This is a genomic window from Micromonospora sp. NPDC049051, assembly GCF_043197575.1.
GTDB lineage: Bacteria > Actinomycetota > Actinomycetes > Mycobacteriales > Micromonosporaceae > Micromonospora.
Genome location: NZ_JBICTL010000009.1, coordinates 130,690 through 155,682, shown reverse-complemented (window position 1 = coordinate 155,682; position 24,993 = coordinate 130,690). Strand labels below are relative to the sequence as shown.

The 24,993-nt window shown below is 72.4% G+C and carries 25 protein-coding genes, 2 tRNA genes, 1 other RNA gene and 1 pseudogene; 14 read left to right on the top strand and 15 right to left on the bottom strand.

Features of this window, described 5'->3' with window-relative positions; all coding sequences use genetic code 11:
- Positions 1 to 35: 35 nt before the first annotated feature.
- Positions 36 to 1,706, bottom strand: coding sequence for a DUF885 domain-containing protein (locus tag ACGFIR_RS28810; protein ID WP_393148337.1), 1,671 nt, complete (start codon positions 1,704 to 1,706; stop codon positions 36 to 38).
- A gap of 234 nt (positions 1,707 to 1,940) precedes the next feature.
- On the opposite strand from ACGFIR_RS28810, the gene ACGFIR_RS28805 reads away from it, so the two are divergent.
- Positions 1,941 to 2,942 carry a DMT family transporter gene (locus tag ACGFIR_RS28805; protein WP_393148335.1) on the top strand — a complete coding sequence of 334 codons (1,002 nt, stop codon included), beginning with the start codon at positions 1,941 to 1,943 and terminating at the stop codon, positions 2,940 to 2,942.
- On the opposite strand, the gene ACGFIR_RS28800 is transcribed toward ACGFIR_RS28805, so the two are convergent.
- The 3 genes from ACGFIR_RS28800 to ACGFIR_RS28790 all read right to left on the bottom strand — a co-directional run bounded on the left by ACGFIR_RS28800 (position 2,927) and on the right by ACGFIR_RS28790 (position 7,911).
- Positions 2,927 to 4,003 (bottom strand): PHP domain-containing protein, encoded by a 1,077-nt coding sequence (locus tag ACGFIR_RS28800; RefSeq protein WP_393148333.1) that lies wholly within the window; start codon positions 4,001 to 4,003, stop codon positions 2,927 to 2,929. The genes ACGFIR_RS28805 and ACGFIR_RS28800 overlap by 16 nt on opposite strands.
- Positions 4,004 to 4,068: 65 nt before the next feature.
- Positions 4,069 to 6,978 carry a glycosyl hydrolase gene (locus ACGFIR_RS28795; protein ID WP_393148331.1) on the bottom strand — a complete coding sequence of 970 codons (2,910 nt, stop codon included), beginning with the start codon at positions 6,976 to 6,978 and terminating at the stop codon, positions 4,069 to 4,071.
- Between the two features lie 171 nt (positions 6,979 to 7,149).
- Positions 7,150 to 7,911 (bottom strand): peptidoglycan DD-metalloendopeptidase family protein, encoded by a 762-nt coding sequence (locus tag ACGFIR_RS28790; protein WP_393148329.1) that lies wholly within the window; start codon positions 7,909 to 7,911, stop codon positions 7,150 to 7,152.
- Positions 7,912 to 7,971: 60 nt separating this feature from the next.
- Between ACGFIR_RS28790 and ACGFIR_RS28785 the strand changes: the two genes are divergently transcribed.
- The 4 genes from ACGFIR_RS28785 (at position 7,972) to ACGFIR_RS28770 (ending at position 9,941) form a co-directional block, all read left to right on the top strand.
- Complete coding sequence (locus ACGFIR_RS28785) at positions 7,972 to 8,364, top strand: hypothetical protein (RefSeq protein ID WP_393148327.1); 393 nt, start codon at positions 7,972 to 7,974, stop codon at positions 8,362 to 8,364.
- 121 nt (positions 8,365 to 8,485) lie between these two features.
- Positions 8,486 to 8,653 carry a hypothetical protein gene (locus ACGFIR_RS28780; RefSeq protein WP_357877863.1) on the top strand — a complete coding sequence of 56 codons (168 nt, stop codon included), beginning with the start codon at positions 8,486 to 8,488 and terminating at the stop codon, positions 8,651 to 8,653.
- 123 nt (positions 8,654 to 8,776) lie between these two features.
- Complete coding sequence (locus ACGFIR_RS28775; protein WP_392997871.1) at positions 8,777 to 9,304, top strand: tRNA adenosine deaminase-associated protein; 528 nt, start codon at positions 8,777 to 8,779, stop codon at positions 9,302 to 9,304.
- A 184-nt stretch (positions 9,305 to 9,488) separates the two neighbouring features.
- Entirely contained in the window at positions 9,489 to 9,941 is a 453-nt protein-coding gene (locus tag ACGFIR_RS28770; RefSeq protein WP_393148369.1) for a nucleoside deaminase, read from the top strand.
- Between the two features lie 92 nt (positions 9,942 to 10,033).
- Here the strand turns inward: ACGFIR_RS28770 and ACGFIR_RS28765 are convergent, their stop codons facing one another.
- The 3 genes from ACGFIR_RS28765 to deoD form a co-directional block, all read right to left on the bottom strand.
- The gene (locus ACGFIR_RS28765; RefSeq protein ID WP_393148325.1) at positions 10,034 to 10,501 is read right to left on the bottom strand and encodes an acyl-CoA thioesterase; all 468 of its coding nucleotides are present in this window, start codon (positions 10,499 to 10,501) and stop codon (positions 10,034 to 10,036) included.
- Positions 10,498 to 11,136: a TetR family transcriptional regulator C-terminal domain-containing protein gene (locus tag ACGFIR_RS28760; protein ID WP_392997873.1), complete on the bottom strand. Its 639-nt coding sequence runs from the start codon at positions 11,134 to 11,136 to the stop codon at positions 10,498 to 10,500. Before ACGFIR_RS28760 ends, ACGFIR_RS28765 begins: the two co-directional genes overlap by 4 nt.
- A gap of 112 nt (positions 11,137 to 11,248) precedes the next feature.
- A complete protein-coding gene (deoD, locus tag ACGFIR_RS28755) occupies positions 11,249 to 11,956 on the bottom strand; it encodes a purine-nucleoside phosphorylase (protein WP_392997874.1) in 708 nt (235 codons plus the stop codon).
- Positions 11,957 to 12,031: 75 nt separating this feature from the next.
- Here deoD and ACGFIR_RS28750 point away from each other — a divergent pair.
- Positions 12,032 to 12,118, top strand: a tRNA-Ser gene (locus ACGFIR_RS28750).
- 180 nt (positions 12,119 to 12,298) lie between these two features.
- Here ACGFIR_RS28750 and ACGFIR_RS28745 read toward each other — a convergent pair.
- Complete coding sequence (locus ACGFIR_RS28745) at positions 12,299 to 12,850, bottom strand: DUF5872 domain-containing protein (RefSeq protein ID WP_392997875.1); 552 nt, start codon at positions 12,848 to 12,850, stop codon at positions 12,299 to 12,301.
- Positions 12,851 to 13,144: 294 nt separating this feature from the next.
- On the opposite strand from ACGFIR_RS28745, the gene ACGFIR_RS28740 reads away from it, so the two are divergent.
- A complete protein-coding gene (locus ACGFIR_RS28740; RefSeq protein WP_392997876.1) occupies positions 13,145 to 14,326 on the top strand; it encodes a right-handed parallel beta-helix repeat-containing protein in 1,182 nt (393 codons plus the stop codon).
- A 159-nt stretch (positions 14,327 to 14,485) separates the two neighbouring features.
- Here ACGFIR_RS28740 and ACGFIR_RS28735 read toward each other — a convergent pair whose 3' ends face one another.
- From ACGFIR_RS28735 to ACGFIR_RS28720, 4 genes are all read right to left on the bottom strand, one after another.
- The gene (locus ACGFIR_RS28735) at positions 14,486 to 14,980 is read right to left on the bottom strand and encodes a hypothetical protein (RefSeq protein WP_392997877.1); all 495 of its coding nucleotides are present in this window, start codon (positions 14,978 to 14,980) and stop codon (positions 14,486 to 14,488) included.
- Between the two features lie 32 nt (positions 14,981 to 15,012).
- Positions 15,013 to 15,627 (bottom strand): hypothetical protein, encoded by a 615-nt coding sequence (locus tag ACGFIR_RS28730; protein WP_393148323.1) that lies wholly within the window; start codon positions 15,625 to 15,627, stop codon positions 15,013 to 15,015.
- 215 nt (positions 15,628 to 15,842) lie between these two features.
- Positions 15,843 to 16,034 carry a DUF397 domain-containing protein gene (locus ACGFIR_RS28725; protein ID WP_393148321.1) on the bottom strand — a complete coding sequence of 64 codons (192 nt, stop codon included), beginning with the start codon at positions 16,032 to 16,034 and terminating at the stop codon, positions 15,843 to 15,845.
- Entirely contained in the window at positions 16,025 to 16,792 is a 768-nt protein-coding gene (locus ACGFIR_RS28720; protein WP_393148319.1) for a Scr1 family TA system antitoxin-like transcriptional regulator, read from the bottom strand. The genes ACGFIR_RS28725 and ACGFIR_RS28720 overlap by 10 nt, the downstream gene beginning before the upstream one ends.
- Before the next feature lie 297 nt (positions 16,793 to 17,089).
- On the opposite strand from ACGFIR_RS28720, the gene ACGFIR_RS28715 reads away from it, so the two are divergent.
- The 3 genes and pseudogenes from ACGFIR_RS28715 to ACGFIR_RS28705 all read left to right on the top strand — a co-directional run.
- Positions 17,090 to 17,551 (top strand): hypothetical protein, encoded by a 462-nt coding sequence (locus ACGFIR_RS28715; protein ID WP_393148317.1) that lies wholly within the window; start codon positions 17,090 to 17,092, stop codon positions 17,549 to 17,551.
- Entirely contained in the window at positions 17,548 to 17,799 is a 252-nt protein-coding gene (locus ACGFIR_RS28710) for a flavin reductase (RefSeq protein WP_392997882.1), read from the top strand. The genes ACGFIR_RS28715 and ACGFIR_RS28710 overlap by 4 nt, the downstream gene beginning before the upstream one ends.
- 202 nt (positions 17,800 to 18,001) lie before the next feature.
- Positions 18,002 to 18,226, top strand: a pseudogene (locus ACGFIR_RS28705) (tyrosine-type recombinase/integrase); the annotation flags it as partial.
- A gap of 71 nt (positions 18,227 to 18,297) precedes the next feature.
- On the opposite strand, the gene ACGFIR_RS28700 reads toward ACGFIR_RS28705, so the two are convergent.
- Together ACGFIR_RS28700 and ACGFIR_RS28695 are read right to left on the bottom strand one after the other, a co-directional pair.
- On the bottom strand, positions 18,298 to 19,158 hold the full coding sequence (locus ACGFIR_RS28700) for a hypothetical protein (protein WP_393148315.1): 861 nt from the start codon (positions 19,156 to 19,158) through the stop codon (positions 18,298 to 18,300).
- A 244-nt stretch (positions 19,159 to 19,402) separates the two neighbouring features.
- A tRNA-Ser gene (locus tag ACGFIR_RS28695) sits at positions 19,403 to 19,487 on the bottom strand.
- 82 nt (positions 19,488 to 19,569) lie between these two features.
- Between ACGFIR_RS28695 and ffs the strand changes: the two genes are divergently transcribed.
- Positions 19,570 to 19,659, top strand: an RNA gene (gene ffs, locus ACGFIR_RS28690) — signal recognition particle sRNA small type.
- A 107-nt stretch (positions 19,660 to 19,766) separates the two neighbouring features.
- On the top strand, positions 19,767 to 22,451 hold the full coding sequence (locus ACGFIR_RS28685; RefSeq protein ID WP_393148313.1) for a DNA polymerase III subunit gamma and tau: 2,685 nt from the start codon (positions 19,767 to 19,769) through the stop codon (positions 22,449 to 22,451).
- A 66-nt stretch (positions 22,452 to 22,517) separates the two neighbouring features.
- Here ACGFIR_RS28685 and ACGFIR_RS28680 read toward each other — a convergent pair whose 3' ends face one another.
- The gene (locus ACGFIR_RS28680; RefSeq protein WP_393148311.1) at positions 22,518 to 23,591 is read right to left on the bottom strand and encodes a DUF2332 domain-containing protein; all 1,074 of its coding nucleotides are present in this window, start codon (positions 23,589 to 23,591) and stop codon (positions 22,518 to 22,520) included.
- A gap of 261 nt (positions 23,592 to 23,852) precedes the next feature.
- Between ACGFIR_RS28680 and ACGFIR_RS28675 the strand changes: the two genes are divergently transcribed.
- Complete coding sequence (locus ACGFIR_RS28675; RefSeq protein ID WP_233600326.1) at positions 23,853 to 24,161, top strand: YbaB/EbfC family nucleoid-associated protein; 309 nt, start codon at positions 23,853 to 23,855, stop codon at positions 24,159 to 24,161.
- A gap of 7 nt (positions 24,162 to 24,168) precedes the next feature.
- Positions 24,169 to 24,762 (top strand): recombination mediator RecR, encoded by a 594-nt coding sequence (recR, locus tag ACGFIR_RS28670; RefSeq protein WP_392997886.1) that lies wholly within the window; start codon positions 24,169 to 24,171, stop codon positions 24,760 to 24,762.
- Positions 24,763 to 24,993 lie beyond the last annotated feature (231 nt).

Genomic DNA, 24,993 nt, shown 5'->3' with positions numbered 1-24,993 from the left:
GGGGCCGGTGTCCCTCCGGCCCCGCACCGCCCACCTCAGAGCCGGGCGAGCGCCTTGCGCAGCGGGTCGAGCCCCAGCGAGCCGAGGTCGAGCGCCTGACGGTGGAACTCCTTGAGGTCGAAGTCGGCGCCCTTGCGGGTCTTCACCTCGTCGCGGGCCTGGAGCCAGATCCGCTCGCCCACCTTGTAGGAGGGGGCCTGCCCCGGCCAGCCGAGGTAGCGGTTCAGCTCGAAGCGCAGGTTCTCGTCCGGCACCCGGCAGTGCGCCCGCATGAACTCCCAGCCCAGCTCCGGCGTCCAGCGCTCGCCCGGGTGGAATCCGAACGGGTTGTCCTTCGGGATCTCCAGCTCCAGGTGCATGCCGATGTCGACGATCACCCGGGCGGCCCGGAGCGCCTGGCCGTCCAGCATGCCGAGCTTGTCGCCCGGGTCCTCGAGGTAACCCAGCTCGTCCATCAGCCGTTCCGCGTAGAGCGCCCAGCCCTCGCCGTGCCCGGAGGCCCAGCAGAGCAGCCGCTGCCACCGGTTGAGCAGCTCGGCCCGTACGGCGGTCTGGGCGACCTGGAGGTGGTGACCCGGCACGCCCTCGTGGAAGACGGTGGTCACCTCGCGCCAGGTCGAGAAGTCGGTGACGCCCTGGGGCACCGCCCACCACATCCGCCCGGGACGGGAGAAGTCCTCGCTCGGGCCGGTGTAGTAGATCGCGCCGTCGCTGGTCGGGGCGAGGCGGCACTCGATGCGGCGGACCTGCTCCGGGATGTCGAAGTGGACGCCGTGCAGGTCACTGACGGCCCTGTCGGCGAGCGCCTGCATCCAGTCCCGGAACGCCTCCTTGCCCTGGATCGTCCGGGCCGGGTCGGCGTCCAGTGCGGCGACGGCCTCGTCGATGGTGGCGCCGGGGCCGGCGATCCGGCCGGCCACCGTCCGCATGTCGGCCTCCAGCCGGGCCAGCTCCTCGAACCCCCAGGCGTACGTCTCGTCGAGGTCGACCCTGGCGCCGAGGAAGTACTGCGAAGCCAGCTCGTAGCGCTCGCGACCCGCGGCCTGCTTCTCCCGGCCGAGCGGGGCCAGTTCGGTACGCAGGAACTGGCCGAACTCGGCCGTCGCCGCGGTGGCCGCCGCCGCGCCGCGCCGCAGCTCGGCGCCGAGGGTGCCGTCGGCGTCCAGCCGCTCGACCAGCCCGTGGAAGAAGTTGTCGCCGTCCGGGTCGACCCAGGCGTCGCACTGCTTGGCGACCTCGACGAGTTGCACCCGGGCGCTGACGTGGCCGGCGGCGGCGGCCTCGCGCAGCGTCGTCTTGTAGCCCTCGATGGCGCCCGCGAAGCGGTTGAGCCGGGCCGCCACGTTGGCCTTGGCCTCGTCGCCCTCGGTCGGCATCAGGTCGAAGACCATGCGGACCTCGTGCAGGGCGCTGGAGATCACGTTGACCTCGCTGCTCGACTCCCCGGCGTCGTAGCGGGCGAGGTCGAGGCCGAGTCGCTCCTGCATGGCCTCCTTGGCGGTCCGCTCAGCCTCGGACTCCGGCTCGGTGACGTCCAGGTCGGTGAGCGTCCGCCGGATCAGCTCCGCCCGGGCTGTGTAGCCGTCGGGTGACAGGTCGTCGAGCTGGTCGTCGTAGCCGGCGATGCCGACGTAGGTGGCACTGATCGGGCTCAGCGGCGCCCACTCGGCCACGTAGCGGTTCGCGAGGTCATCGATTCGTCCCACGCTGCGACCCTACGTGAGGGCACAGCCGTGTTGTCGAACGGTTCTGTGTGTTCAGGGCGGCACGTCGGCGGATGCCGTCGAGGTCGACGAGCGGGTCGAAACGCATCGGCATCGCCACGGCGTGCACCTCCTCGGCTGGTCAACGCGTGACCAGCGTAGGCGGTTTCTGTGGTGGTCGACACGGCGTCCGAAAGTCGCAGGACTTCGTCGTACGCCTACGGCAGAGTGTCAGGGGTGACACCGGATATCACTCCTGACCGGGCGGCGCTGCGGAGCTGGCTGCCCGGGTTCCTGGCACTGGCCGCGATCTGGGGCTCCAGCTTCCTGTTCATCAAGATCGGCATCGGGGAACTGCACCCGGTGCACCTCACCCTCTACCGGGTCGCCGCCGGCGCGGTGACCCTGCTGGTGGTGCTCGCCGTGCTCCGCGACCGGCTGCCCGCCGAGCCCCGGGTCTGGGCGCACCTGACCGTGGTCGCCGCGTTCGGGGTCGCCGTGCCGTTCACCCTCTTCGGCTACGGCGAGCAGCGCGTCGAGTCGATGCTCGCGGGCATCTGGAACGCCACCACCCCGCTCATCGTGCTGCCGCTGGCCGTGCTGGTGTTCCGCACCGAGCGACTGACCGTACGCCGGGCCGTCGGCATGGCGCTGGGCTTCGCCGGGGTGCTCGTGGTGCTCGGGGTCTGGCAGGGGGTGGGCGGGGCGCACTTCGCCGGGCAGCTCATGTGCCTCGGCGCGGCCGCCTGCTACGGCGTCGCCATCCCGTACCAGAAGAAGTTCGTCGCGGGCAGCGCGCACTCCGGGCTCTCGCTCTCGGCGGCGCAGCTGCTGGTCGCGACCGCGCAGCTCGCCGTCGTCGCGCCGTTCGTGGCGGGTGCGCCGCCGGCCCCGACCGGCCTCTCGGTCGAGGTGCTCGCCAGCGTGCTCGCGCTCGGCGCGCTCGGCACCGGCCTCGCCTTCGTCATCAACCTGCGCAACATCCGGGTCGCCGGGGCGAGCACCGCCGCCGCCGTCACCTATCTGGTCCCGGTGTTCGCGGTGCTGATCGGCGCCCTGGCCCTCGGTGAGCGGCTCACCTGGCACCAGCCGGTCGGCGCGCTCGTCGTGCTGTTCGGCGTCGCCGTCTCGCAGGGCCTGATCGGCCGCAACGGCCTGGCACCCGCACCCGTGCCGCCGGGCAGCCGTGAGGGCGCCGTCCAGCAGGTACGGCGGGAGGCGGGTCAGCCGGCGGCGTGAGCGCGGGCCCAGTCGACGAGCCGGTCGGCGTCCCAGGTGTTGACCACCCGGTCGGCGGGCACCCCGCACAGGGCGGCGCGCTCGCAACCGAACCGCTGCCAGTCGAGCTGCCCGGGGGCGTGCGCGTCGGTGTTCACGGCGAAGTCGCAGCCCGCCTCCAACGCCCGGCGGATCAGCCGCTTCGGCGGGTCCTGCCGCTCCGGCCGCGAGTTGATCTCGACGGCCACGCCGTGTTCGGCGCAGGCGGCGAAGACGGCGTCGGCGTCGAACTCGCTCTCCGCCCGGGTACGCGGCCGGTGCGCCCGGTCGCCCGGCCCCTTCACCCCGGCGGGCCGGGACGACACCATCCGCCCGGTGCAGTGGCCGAGGATGTCCAGGTGCGGGTTGGCGATCGCGGTCAGCATCCGCCGGGTCATCTTCGCCCGCTCGTCGTTGAGGCCGCTGTGCACCGAGCCGACCACCACGTCGAGGCGGGCCAGCAGTTCCTCGTCCTGGTCGAGTGATCCGTCGGCGAGGATGTCCACCTCGATGCCGGTCAGGATCCGGAAGCCCTCCGGCAGCGCCGCGTTGACCTTCGCCACGTGGTCGAGCTGCCGGCGCAGCCGGTCGGCGGTGAGACCCCGGGCCACCTTCAGCCGGGGCGAGTGGTCGGTCAGCACCATGTACTCGTGGCCCAGTTCGACGGCCGCGAGCGCCATCTCCTCGATGGGCGAGCCGCCGTCGGACCAGTCGGAGTGCGTGTGGCAGTCGCCGCGCAGGGCGGTGCGCAACGCGGTGGCCGCCGCGTCCAGGTCGGTGCCCTCGGTGGCGACCAGCCGGCGCAGGTAGACCGGTTCCTCGCCGGCCAGCGACTCGGCCACGCAACGGGCGGTGACGTCGCCGACGCCGGGCAGTTCGGTGAGCTTGCCGGTACGCGCGCGCTCGGCCAGTTCCCTGCCGGGCAGCGCGGCGAGGGCGGTGGCCGCCGAGCGGAACGCCCGCACCCGGTAGGTCGCCTCGTTCGCCCGTTCCAGCAGGAAGGCGATCCGGCGCAGGTCGGCGATGGGATCCCGGGCGGTCATGCCAAGGAAAATACGCCTCCGCGCCGCCGGTCGTGAGACGACCGACGGCGCGGAGGACCACGGGATCAGGAATGCGGCAGCTTCACCAGCGACCTGTCGCCGATGCCGACGGTTGTCGGGTTGTTACCGATCGCCGACCAGACCTCCACCCGTACGGTGCCGTTCGACAGGTTGCCGAGGGTGCCGGTGGCGGAGTGCAGGCCGCTCTGCTGGGTGTAGTGCTCGTACCCAAAAACCGGGTCGGTGGCGAAGTAGCGGTACGTCTCCACCCGTTCCCAGCTCCCGTTGCCGGTCAGGTCGTAGGAGACCCGTACCTGCACCCCGTTGCCGACGGCGGTGCCGGCGTCCAGGAACAGGTCGAACGTGGTCTGCCCGCCGGCGTACGTCAGGTTCAGGCCCGTCGCGGTGAAGACCTGCGGGTTGGTGGGCGTGCCGTCGCGGTTCACGCCGCCCGCGCCGGCCACCGTGGCGGTCGCCGGTCCACCGGCCGCGCCCAGCCCGCCGCCCGGCAGCAGGTACCGGGTGGGGAAGCCCGGCGACGGCGGCGGGGTCGTCGGCGGGGCCGTGGTGGGCGGGGCGGTCGTCGGTGGCGTCGTGGTGGGCGGCGTCGTGCCGGTGACCCCACCGGTCGCGGTGCCGCCGCTCCAGGCGTACGCGCCGCTGGTCGCCGTCTTCCCGGCGGGCACGTCGAGCCGGGTGCCGTCGGAGAACGTGACCGTCAGCGGCGCGGCGGTGATGTTGCTCGCCACGTAGGTGCGCGCGCCGTTGCGCTGGAACACCGACGCCAGCGGGTGGTTGGCGGTGATGCCGGTGTGGACCGTGCCCAGGGCGGCGAGGTTGCGGATCCAGTGGAAGGTGTGCGCCCGGCTCTCGCCCTCCTCCGGCGTGTACCCGGGGTTCGCGCGGAGCTTCGCCAGCGCCGCGTCCGGGTCGCCGAGCGCCAGGAACTGCCAGAGGATGTCCTGCCACACCGTCGGTTCCCCGCCGTTGTTGCGTACGAGTTCCTGGTAGTTCGCGCGGTTCGACGCGGGGTGGTAGCCGAGGTAGAGGTGCCCGCCGGTGACCGGGAGCATGTTGATGCCCTGGATCATCTCCGGGTCGGCGCTGAACCAGGTGGCGTACGCGCCGCCGTCGCCCCAGACCATGCCGACCGTGGAGTGCCCGAACGCCGCCGGGTAGTTCTCGTCCGTCACGTCGAACCAGTACTCGTGGATCGCGGCGGCCTGCGTGGTGTAGATGAAGATGCCGGCGTCGCGTACGGCGGTGTTGCCGGTCGCCTGTCCCCACTGGATGAGGGCGTTGGCGAAGTTCATCCCCTCGGACGAGGACTCCTGGTTGTTGCCGGCGTGGAACGAGCCGTGTCCGGCGGCCCAGTCGTGCCCCGCGTAGATGTCGAAGTCGCGCAGGTACGGGAAGCGGTTGTCGGCGCGGTCGTAGTTGTTCGCGTCCCGGATCAGCAGGTCGATCATGCCGCCGTACTGGTCCTGCCGGGCCCAGGTCGGGTCGAACTTGGCCAGCGTGGCGGCGGCGGCGATGTAGTAGCCGTAGTGGAAGTGGTGGTCGTTGAGTTCCTGGTCGGAGCCGTAGGAGGCCGGGTAGCCGATGAGGGTTCCCCAGTTGCGGTCGTAGTGGAAGAGCCGCTCGGTCTCGCCGGGCGCGGCGGTGAGCCAGTCGGTGAGCGTGCTCCGGATGGCGTTCAGCGCGGCGGTACGCGTCTCGGCGTCGCCGACCTGGTCGGCGATCTCGGCGATGCGGGCGGCCCGGCCCAGGCCCTTGCCCGTCCAGTAGGTGTCGCCGCCGCGCTGGTCCATCGGGTTGCCCCGGACGGCCGCGAGGTGGCTGCGCAGCGTGGTCAGGTCCGTGCCGTTGCCGGTCGCCACGGCGGGGACCTCCGGCAGCACCCCGTGGAACTTCATCGAGGTGCGGAACGCGTCGACGCCGGTGAGCACCTTCATCCGACCGCGTGCCGACGGGTAGGTGAGCGTCAGCGGGGTGGCCCCGGTCAGCGACCGCCACTGGTGCGGGTAGAGGCTGACGACCGTCCGGTTCGCGGTGCCCTCCCGGGCGGTCGTGGTGAAGGCGTACGTGGTGTTGACGGTGCTGGTCGCCTGGTCGTACGCGTACGAGACCCGGGTGCCGGTGACGTGGGCGTGGGCGTACTGGCCGTAGGCGCCGGCCAGCCCGGCGCGGGTGGCGGCGTCGGTGCCCGGGGTGGTGGGCAGCAGGGCGACGGAGAAGTAGCCCCTGCCGGCCAGGTTGGAGGTGATCCGGCCGCCGTTGACGGACCAGGTGGCGCCGGTGGGCGCGTACGCGACGTAGTCGTGTCCCCGTACGGTGAAGCCGATCGTGGCGCCGCTGTTCGACCAGACCGTGGGGCTGCCGCCGGTGGCGTTGATCAGCGCGTCGCCGCCGCTGGTGCGGAAGTACGCGAACGGCAGGCCGTGGCCGATGGTGGCGCGCATGGTCCGCGCGCCGTCGTTCCAGTAGGGCGTGACGGTCCAGTCGGTCCAGCCGTCGACCTTGACGACCGGGGCGCCGAGCGCGGCGATGCCGACGCGGATGTCCTCGGTGTACGTGTACTTGAACTCGCCGACCCCGGTCGCGGTGCCGCTGATCGTGGGGGTGGAGGTGGCCGACAGGCCGAGGCCGTCGCCGAAGGGCTGGTAGGAGACCGGGTGCGCGTGCAGCGGCTCGCTGTAGGAGCAGTTGGTCCGCTTCCACAGCAGTGACGACCACCAGTCGTTGGTGGGGACCGGTCCGGGTGGCGCGTCGGCGGTGGCGAACTGCCGTGGGTTGGTGGTCATGTCTCCGCAGCCGGTGGGCAGGGGGCCGACGCGGTCGGTGGTGTAGCTGCCGGCGCCGACGGTGGCGGCCTGGGCGGGGGTGGTGGTCACGACGGCGAGGCCGCCGAGGGCGAGGGCCAGGGCGGAGGTGGCCGCCACGGCCCAGGTGCGGCGTGTCGCGGGAGGTGTCACAGTGCCTCCGGTCGGGGAGCGCCGGTCGGGGACGGGCGCGTTCTGCGGGCGAATTGTGCGGAAAGGGGCCTCAGAGAGCGCTCTCTTGGGACGGGACGCTAGCCCAGCGCCGAGACTTCCGTCAATGTTTCCGACCGATGAAGCGCTGATGACGACAAACGGAAGGGTCCGTCAGGCGGCGGGCGGCGCCTTCGGGCAGCCGTTGCGGCGGTGCCAGGCGGCCACCTCGGCGGCCGGCTCCTTGTTGCCCTTGCGCCGCCACGAGTTCAGGTAGGGCGCCGGCCAGACCACGCCCCGGCGGATCCACCAGCCGTCCCGCCCCGTGCACGGCGGGGAGATGCCGAAGTGCAGGTGGCAGACGTTGTTCGCGTTCCCGGTGCGGCCCACCTCGCCGAGCCGCTGACCGGCGCGCACCCGTACCCCCGCGTCGATGCCGTCGGCGATCTTGCGCAGGTGCGAACCGTAGTAGCGCACCCCGTCGTCGCCGAGCAGCGACACCGACAGCCCGCCGTTGAAGGGCCCCCGCGGCCCGCGCTTGTCGAACCGGTCCACCCGGCTCACCTCCAGCAGCACGCCGTCGGTCACCGCCACGACCGGCTCGCCGCAGTCCGCGAAGATGTCCGTCCCCGGATAGGCCGAGTGGGTCGGGTGGTAGGCGACGTTCGCCGCGCGTACCGGGAAGACGTGCGGCAGCCCGGCGCGGGTCGGCGCGGTCGACGGGCCGGACGGGGCGACGGCCGTCGGGGTGCCGCCCGGGGTCGGGGTCGCGGCCGGGGACGCCGGCTGCGCGGCCGTCGCCGGCAGGCTCGGCCGGGGGTTGCCGGGCGCCGTCCCGGGCCGGGTCGTCGCGCAGCCGGCGGCCAGGACCGGCACGAGCAGCAGCAGGACGGGGTACGCCGGACGCGCCCGGCGTCCGATCGTCGGCGAGGACATCCGGACATCCTGACAGAGTCGGTACGGTGGGACGAGGCACCCGGCAGAGGGGAGGGTTCGGTGACGACCGGAGGGTACGCCTTCCCACCCGAGCCGGACGCCCGGTTCCGGCCCCCGCCACGGCTCCCCTCGGGGCTCTTCCCGTCCGGGCCGCCGTCGCAGCCCACCTACCGCGAACCGCACCCGGTCACCGGCGCGGGCGTCGCGTCCGGCGCCGCCGTGGCGACCGTGTGGCTGCTCCTGTTCGGCCTGCTCGGCGGCGGTGTCTCCGGGTACGCCGGGTGGACGCTGCTGGCCGGCGGGCTGGCCTGGCTGGTCGCGCTGGTGCTGGTGCGCGTCGGCGACCGGGGGGTGGCCGTCGGGGTCGCGATCGTCACCGCCGGCGGGTGGAGCATCGCCGCCGTCATCGTGGCGGCGCGGTGGCTGTCGAGCGGGCAGTGGCCGCTCTGGTGAACCCCCGCTCGGGCCGTCTCCCGGCCCGTTCCGGCGGGCCTGCGGCTGCGCTGCGTCGCGGGCCGGCTGCGCAGCGAATCCCGTCTTGACGTGGCCGCCGGAACTCGGCACCCTCGGCGTTATGGCCTGGACCACTCCGCGGCTCGATCCCGAACGTAGCCGCCGTCGCCAGCAGCTCCTCGCCGAGTTGGCGGGCGCCCGGGCGGTGCGCCAGCGCGTTCGGCCACAACGGGTGCGCACCGAGCGACTGCGGGAGCTGATCGCCACCCGCCGCCGGGTCGCCGGCTGACGACCGGCAGACTTTCCCCAGGATTGACCGGCCCTTCGGGGCGTTGACCGGTCGCCTGCCGACCCGACCGGCTAACGTGCACGCGTAACGGGTCGGCCTGCCGAGGCTCTATTTGGGGGAACCGTGTCGTACTTCGCTGCGGCCGTCGTGCGTGACGACAGCGGTTGGACGGCCGCCGAGGTGAACCTGCGGGGCGTCACCGACATCGAGGACGTCGCCGACCGGCTGCGCGACGTCGACCAGGACGCCGACCTGTCGCTGCTCTTCGTCGAAGCCGACGACGCGTACCTGGTGATCATGCGCCTGGACGAGGGCGAGGACCTGCGAGTCTTCGGCTCCGACTCGGCCTACGCCGAGGAGTCCCGGCTGGGCGCCCTGCTGGTCGGGGACCTGAAGACCTCGGTGACCGGGCTGGACGACACCGAGGAGCCGCGCCCGTCCGGCCGTGGCGACGACGACACCGAGCAGCCCGCCGTCGACCCCGAGGCCGACCCGGTCGGCGAGGCCGATCTCCTGGCCGACCTGGGCATCTCCGCGCAGAAACTGCTCAACCTCTGCGCGCGGGAGGGCATGATGCCGGCCGACGTCACCGCCGAGATCTGCCAGGTGCTCGGCTGCACCGACGACGTCGAGGAACTGCGTGAGGTCTGAGCCGTCCGGGCCCGGCCGGGCCGGGGCGGGCGGCGCCGAGCCGGCCGACGCCACCGACCCGACGCTGGGCACCGTACGCCCCGGACAGCCGACCCCCGGCGCGGCCGGCCGGGTCGGCCCCGGCGCCCACGAGGGGCTGGCCGACCCGGACGGCGCCGGCCGGCGGCAGCGGCACGAGGTGTGGATGCGCCGGGCCCTGGAGGTGGCCGTCACCGGCCCGGACGGCCCCGCCGACGCGGGCACCGACGACGCCGCCGACGACATCCCGGTCGGTGCCGTGCTCTACGGTCCGGACGGCACCGAGCTGGCGATCGGACGCAACGAGCGGGAGCTGACCGGCGACCCGACCGCGCACGCCGAGGTGCTGGCGCTGCGCCGGGCCGCCGGCCGACTGGGCCGCTGGCGGCTCGACGGCTGCACCCTGGTCGTCACCCTGGAACCCTGCACGATGTGCGCGGGCGCGCTGGTGCTCGCCCGGGTGTCCACCGTGGTCTTCGGTGCCTGGGAACCCAAGACCGGGGCGGCCGGATCGCTGTGGGACGTGCTGCGCGACCGCCGGCTCAACCACCGGCCGGAGGTCTACGGCGGCGTCCTGGAGCCGGAGAGCGCCGCGATCCTGCGCGCCTTCTTCCGCTGACCGCTCTTCGCTTCTGCCGCTGGCCGCCGTGACCCCGCGTGTCCTGTTCCGCCGACCGCCGCCTCGTCCGTCGGCCGCCGCTTGCCTGGCGCTCAGGCGTCGGCCGGGGCGGGCCGCAGCAGGGCGGAGGCGATCGCGCGGGCGGTGTCGGTCCACGGCGCGGGGCGCATGGTCGCCGGATCGATCCGGACGATCGACCGCTGGCCCTCGGCGTGCACCGTGCGGCCGTCCGTCGACTGGAACCGGTAGGAGTACCGCGCGCTGCTGTTGTTGAAGTAGTCGAGCCAGAAGTGCACCGCCACGGGCCCGGTCCCGGTGACGGGGGCCTGGTAGGCGATGGTGAACTCGCGGACGGCGTGGAACACGTCCGGGGCGCTGCGCTGGCCGGCCTGGTAGGAGACGCCGCGGTCCGCCCAGTACCCCGTCAGGGCCCGTTCGAGCAGTACGGCGTACCGGGAGTTGTGCAGGAGGCCGAACGCGTCGAGGTCGTCGAAGTGCACCGTGACGTGCGCGACGTGACCGAACTCGACGGCGGGCTGGTCGACGATGGCCTGGCTCATGAGATGCCTTCCGGTAGCAGGGTCGGATCGGGGCACAGCGCCCGTAGTCGGTTCAGCAGGCCCTGGCGGGCGTGCCGGTAGGCGGTGTCGGGGTCCAGCAGCCGGGAGCGCATCGCGGCCGTGATCCCGAGCGCGTCGATCTCGTACGCCAGCTGCGCGACGTCCACGTCCGGGGCGAGTTCGCCGGCGGCGACCGCCTCCCGGACGAGGTCTTCGAGGAACGCGGTCCAGCGGCCGAAGGCTTCGGCGAGCCGGTCGCGGACGGGGCCGGGGCGCGCGTTGTACTCGAAGTCGGCGCTGGCGAAGAAGCAGCCGCCGGGGAGGATCCGGGCGGCGAAGAAGTCGATCCGGGCCTGGTGCAGCGCCCAGAGCCGCCGTACGCCCCGGGGGGCGCGCAGGGCGGGGCGTACGACCAGTTCCTCCTGCTGTTGCACGGCCCGGTCGACCGTGGCGAGCTGGAGCGCCTCCTTGGACCCCCAGTGCGCGAAGAGGCCGGACTTGCTGACGCCGAGCGTGTCGGCGAGCTGGGCGAGGGAGAGTCCGTGCAGGCCGACCTCGGTGGCGAGGACCACGGCGGCGTCCAGCGCGGCCGTGCGGGTCCGGTCGCCCCGCGCCACGCGTCCGTCGACTGTCATGGGCAGAGGCTAATTAATAAGCACGACCGTTCGTATAGTTTTTGGACGTGACGGTGGTCACGAAACCGCCCCGCCGTCCGAGCGGACGACGGGGCGGCAGTTGGACGGAGAATCAGGCGACGATCGTGTCCAGCGCGATCTCGACCATCTGGCTGAAGGTCTGCTCACGCTCCTCGGAGGTGGTCTTCTCGCCCGTCTTGATGTGGTCGCTGACGGTCAGCAGCGTCAGGGCGCGGGCCTTGAACCGGGCGGCGATCGTGTAGAGCGCCGCCGACTCCATCTCCACCGCCAGCACGCCGTACTCGGCGAGGCTGTCGTAGAGGTCCGGGCGGTCGGTGTAGAAGGCGTCCGCCGCCAGGATCGGCCCGACCCGCATCGCGATGCCGCGCCGCTCGGCCACCTCCACCGACGTACGCAGCAGCCCGAAGTCGGCCACCGGGGCGTAGTCGATCAGCCCGTCGAAGCGCATCCGGTTCATGTTCGAGTCGGTGGACGAGCCGATGGCGGCGATCACGTCGCGCAGCCGCAGGTCCTCGGTCAGGGCCCCGCAGGAGCCGACCCGGATCAGGCTCTTCACGCCGTACTCGTTGACCAGCTCGTGGGCGTAGATCGAGGCGGAGGGCATGCCCATGCCGGAGCCCTGGACGGAGACCTCCACGCCGTTCCAGCGGCCGGTGAAGCCCAGCATGCCCCGGACCGTCGAGTAGCACTGCGCGCCCTCGAGGTAGGTCTCCGCGATCCACTTGGCCCGCAGCGGGTCGCCCGGCATCAGGACCCGCTCGGCGATCTCTCCCGGCTTCGCGCCGATGTGCGTACTCATGCCAAGGATCCTGCCAGGCCGCACCGAGGCGTACCGGTTCGGCGTCCGCACCCGGGGTCATGTACCCTTCTCGGCGGTGGCGTGTCCGAGTGGCCTAAGGAGCACGCCTCGAAAGCGTGTGAGGGTTTACGCCCTCCGCGGGTTCAAATCCCGCCGCCACCGCTCGTGACAACGCCCGGACGATCCCGACGGATCGCCCGGGCGTTCTCGCGTTCGGCCCCCACCTTGGCCCCCCTCCGTGCCCCCTGCCTGCGCCGATCATGCAGTTGTGGTGCCCCGCGAGAGGGGTGCATAGGCAGTTTCCGTCCACCACAAGTGCGTGATTGACGAAGTGCGTGGGGTTCAGCGGCGGGTCAGTTCCCGTTCCAGGCGGTTGATGAGGGTCTTGCGGGACTTGCCGTTGCGCTCTCGGCGCAGGGCCGACTTCAGTTGGCCCTTGTCGAGGTCGCGGACGAGCTTGGTCGCCTCGGCGACCGGCAGCTCCGACAGTTGTTCGGCCGACGTGGCGTTGCGGCGTGCGCGTTTGGCCGGTCCGGTGTTGGCGACGTACTGCCTGCCGGACCTGGACGCCTTCCGCTTCTTGGCGTCTGTCGCCCGCCGATCCTTCTCGGAGAGTTCCTTCCAGGCCTGTTCGGGCAGGTAACGGCTGGTCTCGTCGCCGTGCCGCGCCCGGGTGTCGCCCTCCTTGGTCTGCCAGTGCTCGCCGCCCCAGCGCTGCAACGACTTCTGCCGCTCGTCCTTCGGGCCGACGAAGCCCCCGCCACGCCTCTTGTACTCCTGGGTGAGCAGCTGGGACTTGCGCGCCGACCACTGCCCCGGCCGACCGCCCTTGTCGGAGGCCTGGATCTCCTCCTTGACCTGCTGCCTGAGCTCGGGCTTCGTGTACCGCGCCATGCCCGGCGGTTACCCGGCGACCTGCGGCTCATGCTTCCGGGGTGCCGGTGTGCTGCCCGAGCGTCCGCCAGCACCCTCGGATCGGTGCGCGGGAGGGCACACGGCTCGGCGGTCGAATGGAATGATGTCCTCCGATGGCGCCAGAGATGGCGTCTCCACGGGGGATCGTTCAAGCGGAGACAGCACGACCAGCCTGGAGCAAGCGAAGGGCTGGTCGTCGGCTGCTCCGCTTCCTCGTGTCCGTTCTCACCTCGACCCACCCTGTTCAGGGCGGGTCGTCCCTCAGGAGGAAACGTGCACGAAAAGCGCTCGCACCGCCGCCAGTTGTTCCGGGCCGCGGCCGTCACCGCTGGTACAGCCGTCGCCGCGCCGCTGCTTGGGGGCGTCACGCCCGCCCAGGCCGCCGCGCTCGCCACCACCGGCGCCATTCCCTGGGTCGGCCCGGCGGGTTCCGGTGCCCCGTTCGAGGTGAACGAGACCCTGGGCGCGCAGGCCGCCATCAACGCGGCACTGGGCACGAGCAGCCGCCGGGCCGTCTACGTCGCCCCCGGCAGCTACGACCTCAAGGCCCCGGTGGTGCTCGGCGACAGGCAGGCTCTGATCGGAGCGGGTCCGCTGGTCACCATGCTGACCGCAGCGGCGGGCTTCAGCGGGGCGGCCCTGGTGGTCAACCCGTGGTCCGGTGCCCAGGCCGGCGCGTCCCGACAGTGCGTGACCGACATCGGGCTCGACGGCGCGAACCGCGCGGCCAACGGGGTCAACTTCCAGATGAACACCACGCCGGACCTGTACGGGCCGGACCCGGCGCCGTGGTTGACCCGGGTCTTCGTCACCCGGACCACGGGCGACGGGTTCCTCCTTGGCGGCACGTACGCCGGTGGGCAGCGAGAGTTCAAGCTCACCGACTGCCGGGTCGAGAAGGCGGGCGGCTGGGCGTACAACTTCCAGTCGTCGGACGGGTTCATCAGCGGGTGCTCGGCCCAGGGCTGCGCCGGGGGCGGCTACCTCCTCGGGGGCGGCAACATCAAGATCTGGGGCAGCAAGGCGTACGGCATCGGCACCGCGGCCACCTCCGCCCCCGCGTTCCGGATCGACTCCGCGCGGGCGACCGTCGTCGGCTGCGAGGCCCAGGACACCATCGGCAACGGCTTCGAGATCCGCGCTGCCAACACGACACTCTCCGGCTGCACCGCCGACTCGACCGGGCGCGGCAGCACCGGTGTCGACTCGGAGTCTGCGGGCTTCTACGTGGCCGCGTCCGCAGTGAGCCTGGAGGGTGGCGCGTTCCAGCGGAACAACGGTGGCGCGAAGTGGATCGTGAGCACCGAGCCGGGCATGCGGTGCGCCCTGTACCTGGCCCCCGGCGTCGACTTCCTCTCCGTACGGCTGGTCACCGGGGCGGGCCGGCCCGCGCCGTTCCAGCGGCTGATCACCGGGACGGTCGGCGCCGGTTCGTCGGTCTCGGTCCTCGGCTGACCGGGTAGGTCGCAGGGCCGCCCCCACCGGGTCGGCCCTGCGACCGCACGAGCTCCTGTCGGGGCCCCGGTCAGTCGACGAGATGCCTGCCGAACCCCGCCCCGGTCAGCCGACGAGCGTGCTGGGGTGGGCGCTGGTTGCGGCAAGTGGCGGTGCCGGTCAGCAAGGGCTGTGGCCCTCGTCGAAGAGGCGCTGGGCCCAGTCCGCGTACCCGGCGATGATCTTCTTCACCGCGCGCCCGTCGTGCAGGAAGAGGTACGCGCGGTCGCCCTGCCGGGCGAGCAGCCCGTCGAGCCGGTACGTCCCCTGTGGAGCGTCCAGGTCCCGGGCGGACGGGTAGCGGGTGCGGACGTCCTCGACCGGCGTGCCGGCGGTGACGCCCTGCGGGGTGCGGGTCGCCTCGCCGAGCCAGAGCAGCACCAGCCGGTCGTCGACGAAGATCGGGCTGGTCGTGTCGTAGCCGGCCAGCGCCGGGCCGCAGGCGTCGACGTCGGAGCGCAGGATGCCCCGCCGGGTCAGCTCGTCCTCGGTGTCGCCGAACTCGACGTCGCGCAGGCCGTTGAGGTCGACCACCTCGACGGCCCCGACGGGCCGACCGTCCAACTCGCGCAACGGCGGGTGCACGCCGCTGCCCGAAACCCAGGCAGCCGTCATCAGCGTGGCGATAAAGCCAAATTGTCGCAATTTCATCGAATCCCCCAGTCCCCAACGGGACTGGGGCGCTCAGGTTGCTGCCCGCCCGCAGATTGCCGGTCTTCCCATTCCTCAGCCAGCTCGTCCCAGTAGTCGGCGCTCAGTCGTCGGCGCCCGTGCGCCAGCCAGCCGGCGGTGCTCCGTTCGACGTGCAGGCCCAGCTCGGCGAACGGGTCGATCCACGCGCCGGGCTCCGCCCCGAGCCGGGCGAGCGCCGCGTTGAGCGGCCACTCGGCGCGCGGCCCGTCGAAGAGGCGGTCGAACCCCGGCCCCCAGCTCACCTGGCCGCCAAGCCACACCACCGCCGACTGGTAGCCCGCGCCGCCGGCGAACTCCGCCTCCAGGTACGCCACCGGGCCCGAGCGTGACCACCGGGCCAGGGCGTCGGCGAGGGTCGCCGAGAGCGCCAGGTGGAACGGCTCCTCCGGCGACCGCTCCGCCACGGAGAAGTCGGGCAGCGCCCCGGTCAGCTCCTCGACCAGTTGCGGGGTGACCGGCAGCAGCGCGAAGTCCTGACGCAGCTCGCCCAGGACCGCGTGGTCGAGGTCGGCGGTCTGCTCGCGGAGCAGCTCGGCGTCCGCGACGACCGCACTGAGCTGGTAAGCCATTCGAGCCCTCCGCCGTCCACAGCCTGTGGATGGAACATGTGTACGACGGATTCCGCCTCCGCCGCCCCCTCGCACCGTACCGAATTATCCCTCTCGATCCCGCCCCGCGACCTTGCGCGCCCGGCGCACCGTCCGGGGCGCGATGCGGCCTTGGTCCGGTCAGGAGCTGCGACCGGGCAGGCGGGCGAGGAGAGGGCGGCGTCGGGCAGGCCCGGTCAGGGGCGGTCGGCGACGGAGCCGACGAAGGCGCGCCACGCCGTCGGCGGGAAGGCGAGCGTCGGGCCGGCCGGGTCCTTCGAGTCGCGCACCGCGACGACGCCGGGCAGGTTGTCGGCGACCTCGACGCAGTTGCCGCCGTTGCCGCTGCTGCGGCTGCTCTTGCGCCACCGCGCGCCGTTCAGCTCCATGTCTCCGCCACTTCCGTGATGAGATCGACCGACTGCCAGTGGGACAGCGCCTCGCCGCGCACGTTCTCCCACGCAGCCATCATGGCCGCGATGTCCGCCGGTTCGCTAACCAGTTGGCCCTGGAGCTGGTTGTCGAGGTAGCCGGCGATCCGGTGGTCGTGGCTGCTGGCGATCACGAACGGCCCGTTCAGGCCCGCGTAGGCACCGACCGACGACGGCACGACGTGCACCCGCACGTGCGGCTCGGCGCAGGCGGCGATCACGGCCCGGAGCTGCTCGCGCATGGTGGCCCGGCCGCCGACCGGGCGGCGCAGCACCGCCTCGTCGATCACGGCCGTGAGCTGTGGCGGTTCGTCCTGCCGCAGGATGCCCTGGCGGGCGAGCCGGGCGGCGAGGTGCCGCTCGACGTCGCCCCGGGGAAAGAGGCCGCCGTCGGTGAGCACGGCCCGCGCGTACGCCTCGGTCTGGAGCAACCCGGGCAACACCACCGATTCGTACGACCGCAGCGACACCGCCTCGCGCTCGATCTCCTGCCAGGGACGGAACCAGATCGGGTCACGACGTCTCGAAGTGTCCGGCCAGATGTCCGACACGTCCCGCCGGAGTGCCTCCGCCGCTCCCAGCCGGTGCCGGGCGTGCGGGATACGGTCCTCGGTCAGCCATCGCCCGACCGTCTTCGGATCGACGCCGACGGTCTCGGCGAGCGATTCGATCGTGTGCCCGGTGTCGCTGAGCGCCACCCGTAGCGCATCGTTCACGGGCTCCTCCCATTGGATGTCCCAGATATCTGGCGACCATAGCGTTACGGGCTGTATCTGTCTGCCCACGCACGGCAAGTTGGGGTGACGAAGACGGCGCGGCCGGTGGAGGCGAGAGAGCCCGGCGGTCGCGTCAGTCGCGGGGCCGCCCCGACGGGGAGGGCGGGGCGGCCCCGCTCCAGTCCCACGTCCGTCCCTTCCGGCCCAACAGCCTTCCGTCGCCCACCGCCCTTCGTCCCCAATGGCCTTTCGTCCCGTCGGGCGAGCGCTGCCGAACCAGCCGAGGAGGTCCCGCCCGTGCCGACCCGCCGCGCCCCAGCCCCCGAGCACCGGGGCGAGTCCCGCCGCCCGGTCGACCACGACGATCCGCCCCCACCCGTCGCCCCCGCCCGGGACCGGCGGACAGCCTGGCCCTCCGGTACGACCATCCGCGTCCCCGACGACGCGTACCGCTTCGGCGAGGGCCCGCTGACACTGCGGATCGTCGAGGTGCTCAGCGCGGGCTTGTTCGAGGGCCACCTCTGGGCCGAGGTACGCGGCCACCAGGTGAACGCCGACGGCACCCTCCGCTCCCGCGAGCGCTTCGCCTCGATCCGCGTCGACCGCGCCCGGGTGGTTGCCCCCGGTGCCTCCCGGGTCGAATCAGCGGACCCGGTCGGGGCGGCGGACCAGGCTGGGTCGGCAGGCAGCGTTGAGCCGGCGGCTCAGGTCGGATCGGCAGGCGGCGTCGAGCCGGCCGGACCGGTGGCGACGCGGTGAGCCGCCGTCCCCGGGAGCACGTCCCGACCCGGCCCACGTGGCGGTGCCGGGCGTGCGGCATCGCCTGGCCCTGCTCGCCGGCGAAGCTGCGGCTGCTCGGTGAGTACCGCCATGACCGCGCCGCGCTCACCGTCTACCTGGCGACCCTCCAGATCGAGGCCGCCGCGCAGCTCGTCGCGCTGGACCCTGACGTGAGCCCGGCCCAACTGGCCGACCGCTTCCTCTCCTGGGCCCGCCCGCGCGGTTGAGCGCACTTGCTCAGAGCAGCAGGTTGACCAGGGTGGCGGCCGGACCATGAGGCGTAGCCGGACGAGATGCCGCGTACACCGAACGACGCGATCCCCCCCCCGGGTGGTCGTATGCCCCGGCTAGCAACGACTACTCGACTAGCTCGGCGTGGGCCAGGTACTCGTCGTTCAAAGGACGGTCGCGGTGGAGCAGCACGGATGGCGTCTGCTCAAGCTCGTCGGAGTGCGGGACGGCCGGCTGCACGACGCTCGGCACACGGCCGCCACCGTGCTCGTGGTCCTCGGCGTCTCTGGTCGCGCGGTGATGGGCATCATGGGCTGGTCCAACTCGGCGATGGCTGTCCGGTACCAGCACATGACGGATCAGGTACGCCGCGACATCGCGCAGCAGCTTGGGGGCCTGATTTGGGGGACTGAACAGATGTAGCTTTGGCGGGGCTCAGGCTGCTGATCGGCTGTTGCTCGTTGTCCCCACGGCAATTAAACAGTCGGTCACTTTTACTCGGGACTCCTTTGTCTGGCTAGTGCTAAGCGCCGAATTCTGTCGTAAGACTTCGAGAGTCCACGTGAGGTTTCCGATGCTTGCCGGGCATACTCCTGAATGCCAGCCTCGGTTACAACGTGAACGATGGTGTGAGGCGGAGCGGACGGCACGACGTTGTTATGCCAGATTAAGGTGCCCGCATCGACTCGCCAGAGCCGAAGACCTCCCGCCTCGTCGATATCGCACTTGAACAGGGGTGCATCGATCACGATTACTGGGAAGGCGATGACGGATATCTCGTTAAGTGTGGGGTAGATGTCTTTCCGGGTTGTCTCCCAGTGGGCTGCCTTCACGGCTGAGATGATTGCTTTATAAGCAATATCCTCGCGCTGCTGATTTGGGCCGAGGGTGGCCTTTATCAGGTTGTGCCCGGGATGCTCCTCGATGGTCAAGAGCGGGAGGGCGCGTACTTCGTGGCTATGTGCGGCTGCCTCTATCCACTCTCGGGCGGCGGGCGAAGTGAATCTCTGTACAACCTGCGCCACCGGATGCAATGGGGGTACCCTTTCTCCGCAGAAAAGTACCCATGGTTTGTCTGTGCCGCTCTTTGCTTCAATGCATAGGAGTACGTCCAGCCACTCCATTCGTGATCTAGCGTTGGAGATCATGCTCACCACTACGTCGATCTCGCGGTGGCATGCGGATTCGCTGTCATAGTAATAGTCTGACTGGCGTACATTGCCGATTTCTCGAAACGCTTGCGCTGTTCGCATTTCCAGCGGATACCCCTGGTTCGATAACCACTGCTGCAACTTCGCTTTCAGGGGATCATCGGGAGATTCAGTCCCACCCACTGCTGTTCCGACCTCGGTCACCCTGTCATTGAAGCCCTAAGGCATCTCGGAGACAACATGGTTGTGATGATGCTTGGCTGGTCGGCTCCGGCCGTCGCTCCGCCCCTGCTGTCCGCCGCGACCCGCCGGTGCGTGCACGACCGTGGTTGGTCCATGCCCCGAGCCGCGCGGGCAACTGAGACGAGAAGTGAGACGGAAGCCAGGTGGAGACGACGCGAGGGCCGGCCCGATGGGGCCGACCCTCGCGTTCGTGCTGCTCAGCGAGCGGAGGATACGAGATTCGAACTCGTGAGGGTGTTAACCCAACACGCTTTCCAAGCGTGCGCCCTAGGCCTCTAGGCGAATCCTCCGCAGACGAGGATACAGGTCCCCGGCGGGTGGGCCACCCCACCACCCCCTGAAGATCGACGCGGCGTCGGGTAGGGTTGGCGGTACCTCCCGTGCGGCGGTATCTCGTGAACCTCCCCAGGGCCGGAAGGCAGCAAGGATAAGCGAGCTCTGCCGGGTGCACGGGAGGCCTTTTTGTCTCCGGGCCCCGGTAACGTCCCCGCGGGTCAGGTCACGGGGTGGTGGGTGGTCACCCGCGCCTGACCGGCGCAGAATGGCTCGGTCGAGAGGAGGCGGGACGGGTGGCACTGGCGCTCTACCGCAAGTACCGGCCGCGCACCTTCGCCGAGGTCATCGGGCAGGAGCACGTCACCGAGCCGCTGTCGCAGGCGCTGCGCAGCGGGCGGCTCAACCACGCCTACCTTTTCTCCGGCCCACGCGGCTGCGGCAAGACCTCCAGCGCCCGCATCCTGGCCCGCTCGCTCAACTGCGAGCAGGGGCCCACCCCGGAGCCGTGCGGGCAGTGCGAGTCGTGCCGCGAGCTGGCCACCGACGGCGGCTCGATCGACGTACTGGAGATCGACGCGGCCAGCCACGGCGGCGTCGACGACGCCCGCGAGCTGCGCGAGAAGGCGATCTTCGCGCCGGCCAAGAGCCGCTTCAAGATCTACGTCATCGACGAGGCGCACATGGTCTCGTCGGCCGGCTTCAACGCCCTGCTCAAGCTGGTCGAGGAGCCGCCGGAGTACGTCAAGTTCATCTTCGCGACCACCGAGCCGGAGAAGGTCCTCGGCACGATCAAGTCGCGGACCCACCACTACCCGTTCCGGCTGATCCCGCCGAAGGTGCTCCGGCCCTACCTGGAGCAGCTCTGCGAGGCCGAGGGCGTCGCCGTCGAGCCGGCGGTCTTCCCGCTGGTGGTGCGCGCCGGTGGTGGCAGCGCCCGCGACAGCCTCTCCGTGCTCGACCAGCTCATCGCCGGCGCCGGGCCGGAGGGGGTCACCTACTCCCGGGCCGCCGCCCTGCTCGGCGTGACCGACTCCGCGCTGATCGACGAGATGTGCGACGCGCTGGCGGCCGGCGACGGCGCGACGGCGTACGCGACCGTCGACCGGGTCGCCGAGGCCGGGCACGACGCGCGCCGGTTCGCCTCCGACCTGCTGGAGCGGCTGCGCGACCTGATCGTGCTCCAGCAGGTGCCCGACGCCGCCGCCAAGGGCCTGATCGACGGCCCGGCCGACCAGATCGAGCGGATGGCCGCCCAGGCCCAGCGGCTCGGCCCGGCGACGCTGTCCCGCTGCGCCGACATCGTGCACAACGGCCTGGTGGAGATGCGCGGCACGACCGCGCCCCGGCTGCTGCTGGAGCTGATCTGCGCCCGGATGCTGCTGCCGGGCGCCGACGACTCCACCGGCGGCCTGCTCCAGCGCCTCGAACGCATGGAGCGTCGGCTCACCCTCGTCGGCACCGACGCGCCGTCGGCCGCCGCCGGGCCCGCGCCGGTCACCGCCCCTCCTCCCGTACGCCCCGACTCTCCCGCCCCGACCGCGGCTGCCGCCGCGCCCGACCCGTCGCCCGCCGGCCCGCCGGCGGCTGCCGGTGCCCCCTCCGGTGCCGCAGCCGCCCGCGCCGCGGCCCTGGCGGCCACCGGTTCCCGACCGGCGGAGGCGGCCCCGGCCGCCGCGGAACCGGTGGGTGCGCCCGCCGATGTGCCCGCCCGTCGCCAGGTGCCGCCTTCGGCGGTGATGCCCGACCCGGCCACCCCCGCCCCGCCCCGCCCGGGTGCGGCTCCGGCGGGCGCCCTGGACGCCGTCGCGGTACGCCGGGCCTGGCCCGACATCGTCGCGAAGGTCAACCGGATCAAGAAGCAGGCCGGCGCGCTGATGCGCGACGCGGTGGTCCGCGACGTCGACGGCGACACCCTGGTGCTGACCGCCAAGTCGCCGGTGCTCGCGCAGATGATGGGCAACCACACCTCGGTGCTGGCCGAGGCGCTCTACGAGGAGTTCGGCGGACGCTGGCAGATCCGCTGCGAGGTGGCCGGCGAGCGGGGCGGCACGTCGCTCGGCGGCCCGTCCCGCCCCGCCGCTCCGGCCCGCCCGGCATCCCCGCCGCCGGCCGCCCCCACCCAGCAGGACCGAGGCGCTGCCGGCCCGTCCGACAACGGCGCGGGTGGCGGCATGTCCGGCGTCCCGAGCGGTCCGGCAGGCCCGAACGGCCAGTCCGGCGCGAGCGGCCCAACCGAGCCGGGCGGCCCAGCCGCTTCGAGTGGCCCAGCTGGTCCGGGTGGCTCAGCAGGCATGAGCGGCCTCGGTGGTGTGGCCGGTGGACCTGGTGGCGCGAGCGGTTCGGGTGGTGATTCGGGCGGCCACGCTGGGACGACCCGGTCCCCCTCCGGCGCTGGTGCGTCGGGGGCCGGCGGTGCTCCCGCCGCCGACGGGGCCGACGACTGGCCCGAGCCGGCCCGCCCGGGTGGCGCGGCCGGGGGCGCCGACGACTGGCCGGAACCGGCCCGGCCGGGCGGCACGCCGACTGCCACCTCGACGGCCGGCGCGGCGACGGACAGCACATCGGCGACCGCACCGACGGCCGTGCCGGCCGTACCGAAATCGGCCGCCCTCTCGGCGGCTCCGCAGCAGGCCGCGCCCGCCAGCCCTCCGGTGAGCAGCGCGATCGCGGCTGCGCGGGCGGCTGCGGCGGGACGCGGTCCGCGTACCGGCCAGCCGGCCCGGAAGACCGCGGACGCCGACTGGGCCGGCGAGCCGCCGTACGACCCTGACTTCGACGGCCCGCTGCGCGGCGGCGCGGGGCGCCCCGGCGGCGCCGCGCCGGCGGCCCCGAACTTCGAGGGCTTTGACCCGGGCGACGAGCCGCTGGACGAGGTCATCGACGAGCGGACCGCGCGCGAGTCCAGCGAGGAACAGGCGGTACGGCTGCTCCGCGAGGCGTTCGGCGCCGAAAAGATCGACGAGGTCGACGCCCGATAGCCAACCCGGCCCCGACCTCGACTCTGACACCGAGGCCGACGCGATGACGGGCCAGGGAACGGGCGGTCAGGTGGGCCAGGCGGGGAGGCCGTGGGGGTGTGCCTCCGCGAGCAGGCGTTCCGGCCCGGTGCCGAGGCGGGCGCGGAGCTGGAAGTCGTTGCGGGCCTCCCGGGGGTGCGGCTCGAAGGACACGTGGGCGACCGGCGCGTCGGCGCTGCCGGCAGCGGCCAGCCGGTCCAGTTCGGCGGTGACCCGCGTCCACTCCTCGACCGGCACGTACTGCCGCATCACCGAGTGCCAGACCACTGTCAGCGTGCCGGGGCGCGGGGTGATCCCGGCGAGGAAGTCGGCCGCCCCCGCCGTGACGACCCGCACCGGCAGCCGCCGGGCCAGTTCCAGCGCGCCGGCGAGCCGGGCCGCGCGGGCCGTGTGCTCCGGCCAGACGTACGCCCGCAGCGCGAGCGCGTCGTCGAGGTCGCCCGGATCGAGCGGGGTGAGGTCGCAGCCGAGCCGCTCCACGACGCTCAGCCGGGGGTACGCGCCGGCCGCCTCCCGCAGCCAGCCGGGCGCCCCGCCCCGCCAGGCGTCCGGCAGCCGTACCGGGGAGTCGGCCGGTCCCCAGGTGAAGTCGGCGGCCTCGACGCGGAACCGGTCGGCGCGCAGGTTCAGCCCGCCGCTCGCGCCCAGCTCGACGAGGCGCACCGGCAGGCCGCCGGTCTCGTGGGCGGCGTGCAGCAGCCCGGCCAGCAGCAGGTTGGCCCGTCCGACCTCGTTGGTCTGGGGCGGGCGGCGCAGCCAGCCGCTCAGCGTGTCGCGCTCGGCCTCCACGATCGCCCGGAACGCCGTCCAGCAGGCGGGGGCGTCCGCCGCCCGGTACGCCCCGCCGGCGCTGGGATAGAACCGGGCCAGCTCCGGTGCCAGGCCGGAGAGCACCAGCGCGTGCACGCCACCGAGCAGGCGCAGCGACACGACGTCGTCGGCGGGGGCGTCCTCGTACCCCGCGATGGCGGCGGCGCACGGGCCGCCGGCCAGGACGTCCGCGGCGGCGCGCGTCAGCAGGTCGGCGTAGAGGCCGGCGTCCATGTGGGCGCAGGCGCGCGCCTGTCGTCGTATGGCCGCTACGGCCTGTTCCCGGGGCATCCGCCACCTCCGTCCGGTCGCGCGCGACGTGCCTGCCGCCGAGTCTCGACGAGGGTTCCGTGCGCGTGCGCGGAGTTCTTCGACACGGATCCCCTGGGCGTGCGCCGAGTTTCTCGACAAGCTCCGATGATCGTGCGTCCCGGACCCGCCGCGAGGGAAGCACCGGGCGGGGCGAGGCCGCTCACAGCCGATAGGCTGAGCGGCGGCCGAGCAGACGAGTGCGAGAAGGAGCCATCCGTGCGCCCAGGTGGACAGCCGAACATGCAGCAGATGCTGAAGCAGGCGCAGAAGATGCAGCAGCAGATCGCCAAGGCGCAGGCCGAGCTCGCCGAGGCGGAGCTGACGGGCACCGCCGGCGGTGGCCTGGTGACCGCGACCGTCGCCGGCACCGGCGAGCTGAAGTCGATCAAGATCGATCCGAAGGCGGTCGACCCGGAGGACGTGGAGACCCTGGAGGACCTGGTCGTCGCGGCCATGCACAACGCCGCCGAGGCGGCGCGGGAGCTGACCGAGAAGAAGATGGGCCCGGTCACCGGCGGCATGGGCGGCCTCGGCCTGCCCGGTTTCTGAGCGGCAGATGTACGAGGGCGCCATCCAGGACCTGATCGACGAGCTGGGCCGGCTGCCGGGCGTGGGCCCCAAGAGCGCCCAGCGGATCGCCTTCCACGTCCTGTCCGCCGACCCGGCCGACGTGAACCGGCTGGCCGGGGCGTTGCGCAAGGTCAAGGAACTGGTGCGGTTCTGCACCAGCTGCTACAACGTGGCCGAGTCCGACCGGTGCCGGATCTGCCGGGACCCGCGCCGCAGCGACGAGGTGCTCTGCGTGGTCGAGGAGCCGAAGGACGTGGTGGCGATCGAGCGGACCGGCGAGTTCCGGGGCCGCTACCACGTGCTCGGCGGGGCGATCAATCCGCTGGAGGGGATCGGGCCTGACAATCTGCGCATCCGCGAGCTGATGGCCCGGCTCAGCGACGGCACGGTGCGGGAGTTGATCCTGGCCACGGACCCGAACACCGAGGGCGAGGCGACCGCGACGTACCTGGCGCTGATGGTCAAGCCGATGGGCATCTCGGTGACCCGGTTGGCGAGCGGCCTGCCGGTCGGCGGCGACCTGGAGTACGCCGACGAGATCACGCTCGGCCGCGCCTTCGAGGGCCGTCGCGCCGTCTGAGTTTCCGTCGTGGCCGGCACCCGGATCGGGTGCCGGCCACCGTCGTACGGGCACCGCCGGATCCACCGTCAGGTCTGACATGGGAGCGATGCGGGCGACGTTCGATGTAACAAAACGGCATCGGTCAACTCGGACATAATTCCCCTTTGGCGGCGGTCCGGAACGGCCCTCGCGGCGGGGCGCATCGGTTAAGACACGATCCGGTACCAACCGGTTCCTCGAAGGTTTCCC

What these genes read in the sequence shown, in the direction of transcription:
- ACGFIR_RS28800 (WP_393148333.1), bottom strand. Translation starts at nt 4,003, where the DNA reads ATGACCGCCCGGGATCCCATCGCCGACCTGCGCCGGATCGCCTTCCTG.
- ACGFIR_RS28790 (WP_393148329.1), bottom strand. Translation starts at nt 7,911, where the DNA reads ATGTCCTCGCCGACGATCGGACGCCGGGCGCGTCCGGCGTACCCCGTC.
- ACGFIR_RS28780 (WP_357877863.1), top strand. Translation starts at nt 8,486, where the DNA reads ATGGCCTGGACCACTCCGCGGCTCGATCCCGAACGTAGCCGCCGTCGC.
- ACGFIR_RS28770 (WP_393148369.1), top strand. Translation starts at nt 9,489, where the DNA reads ATGCGCCGGGCCCTGGAGGTGGCCGTCACCGGCCCGGACGGCCCCGCC.
- ACGFIR_RS28765 (WP_393148325.1), bottom strand. Translation starts at nt 10,501, where the DNA reads ATGAGCCAGGCCATCGTCGACCAGCCCGCCGTCGAGTTCGGTCACGTC.
- ACGFIR_RS28760 (WP_392997873.1), bottom strand. Translation starts at nt 11,136, where the DNA reads ATGACAGTCGACGGACGCGTGGCGCGGGGCGACCGGACCCGCACGGCC.
- deoD (WP_392997874.1), bottom strand. Translation starts at nt 11,956, where the DNA reads ATGAGTACGCACATCGGCGCGAAGCCGGGAGAGATCGCCGAGCGGGTC.
- ACGFIR_RS28745 (WP_392997875.1), bottom strand. Translation starts at nt 12,850, where the DNA reads ATGGCGCGGTACACGAAGCCCGAGCTCAGGCAGCAGGTCAAGGAGGAG.
- ACGFIR_RS28735 (WP_392997877.1), bottom strand. Translation starts at nt 14,980, where the DNA reads ATGACGGCTGCCTGGGTTTCGGGCAGCGGCGTGCACCCGCCGTTGCGC.
- ACGFIR_RS28730 (WP_393148323.1), bottom strand. Translation starts at nt 15,627, where the DNA reads ATGGCTTACCAGCTCAGTGCGGTCGTCGCGGACGCCGAGCTGCTCCGC.
- ACGFIR_RS28725 (WP_393148321.1), bottom strand. Translation starts at nt 16,034, where the DNA reads ATGGAGCTGAACGGCGCGCGGTGGCGCAAGAGCAGCCGCAGCAGCGGC.
- ACGFIR_RS28680 (WP_393148311.1), bottom strand. Translation starts at nt 23,591, where the DNA reads ATGCCCCGGGAACAGGCCGTAGCGGCCATACGACGACAGGCGCGCGCC.
- ACGFIR_RS28675 (WP_233600326.1), top strand. Translation starts at nt 23,853, where the DNA reads ATGCAGCAGATGCTGAAGCAGGCGCAGAAGATGCAGCAGCAGATCGCC.
- recR (WP_392997886.1), top strand. Translation starts at nt 24,169, where the DNA reads ATGTACGAGGGCGCCATCCAGGACCTGATCGACGAGCTGGGCCGGCTG.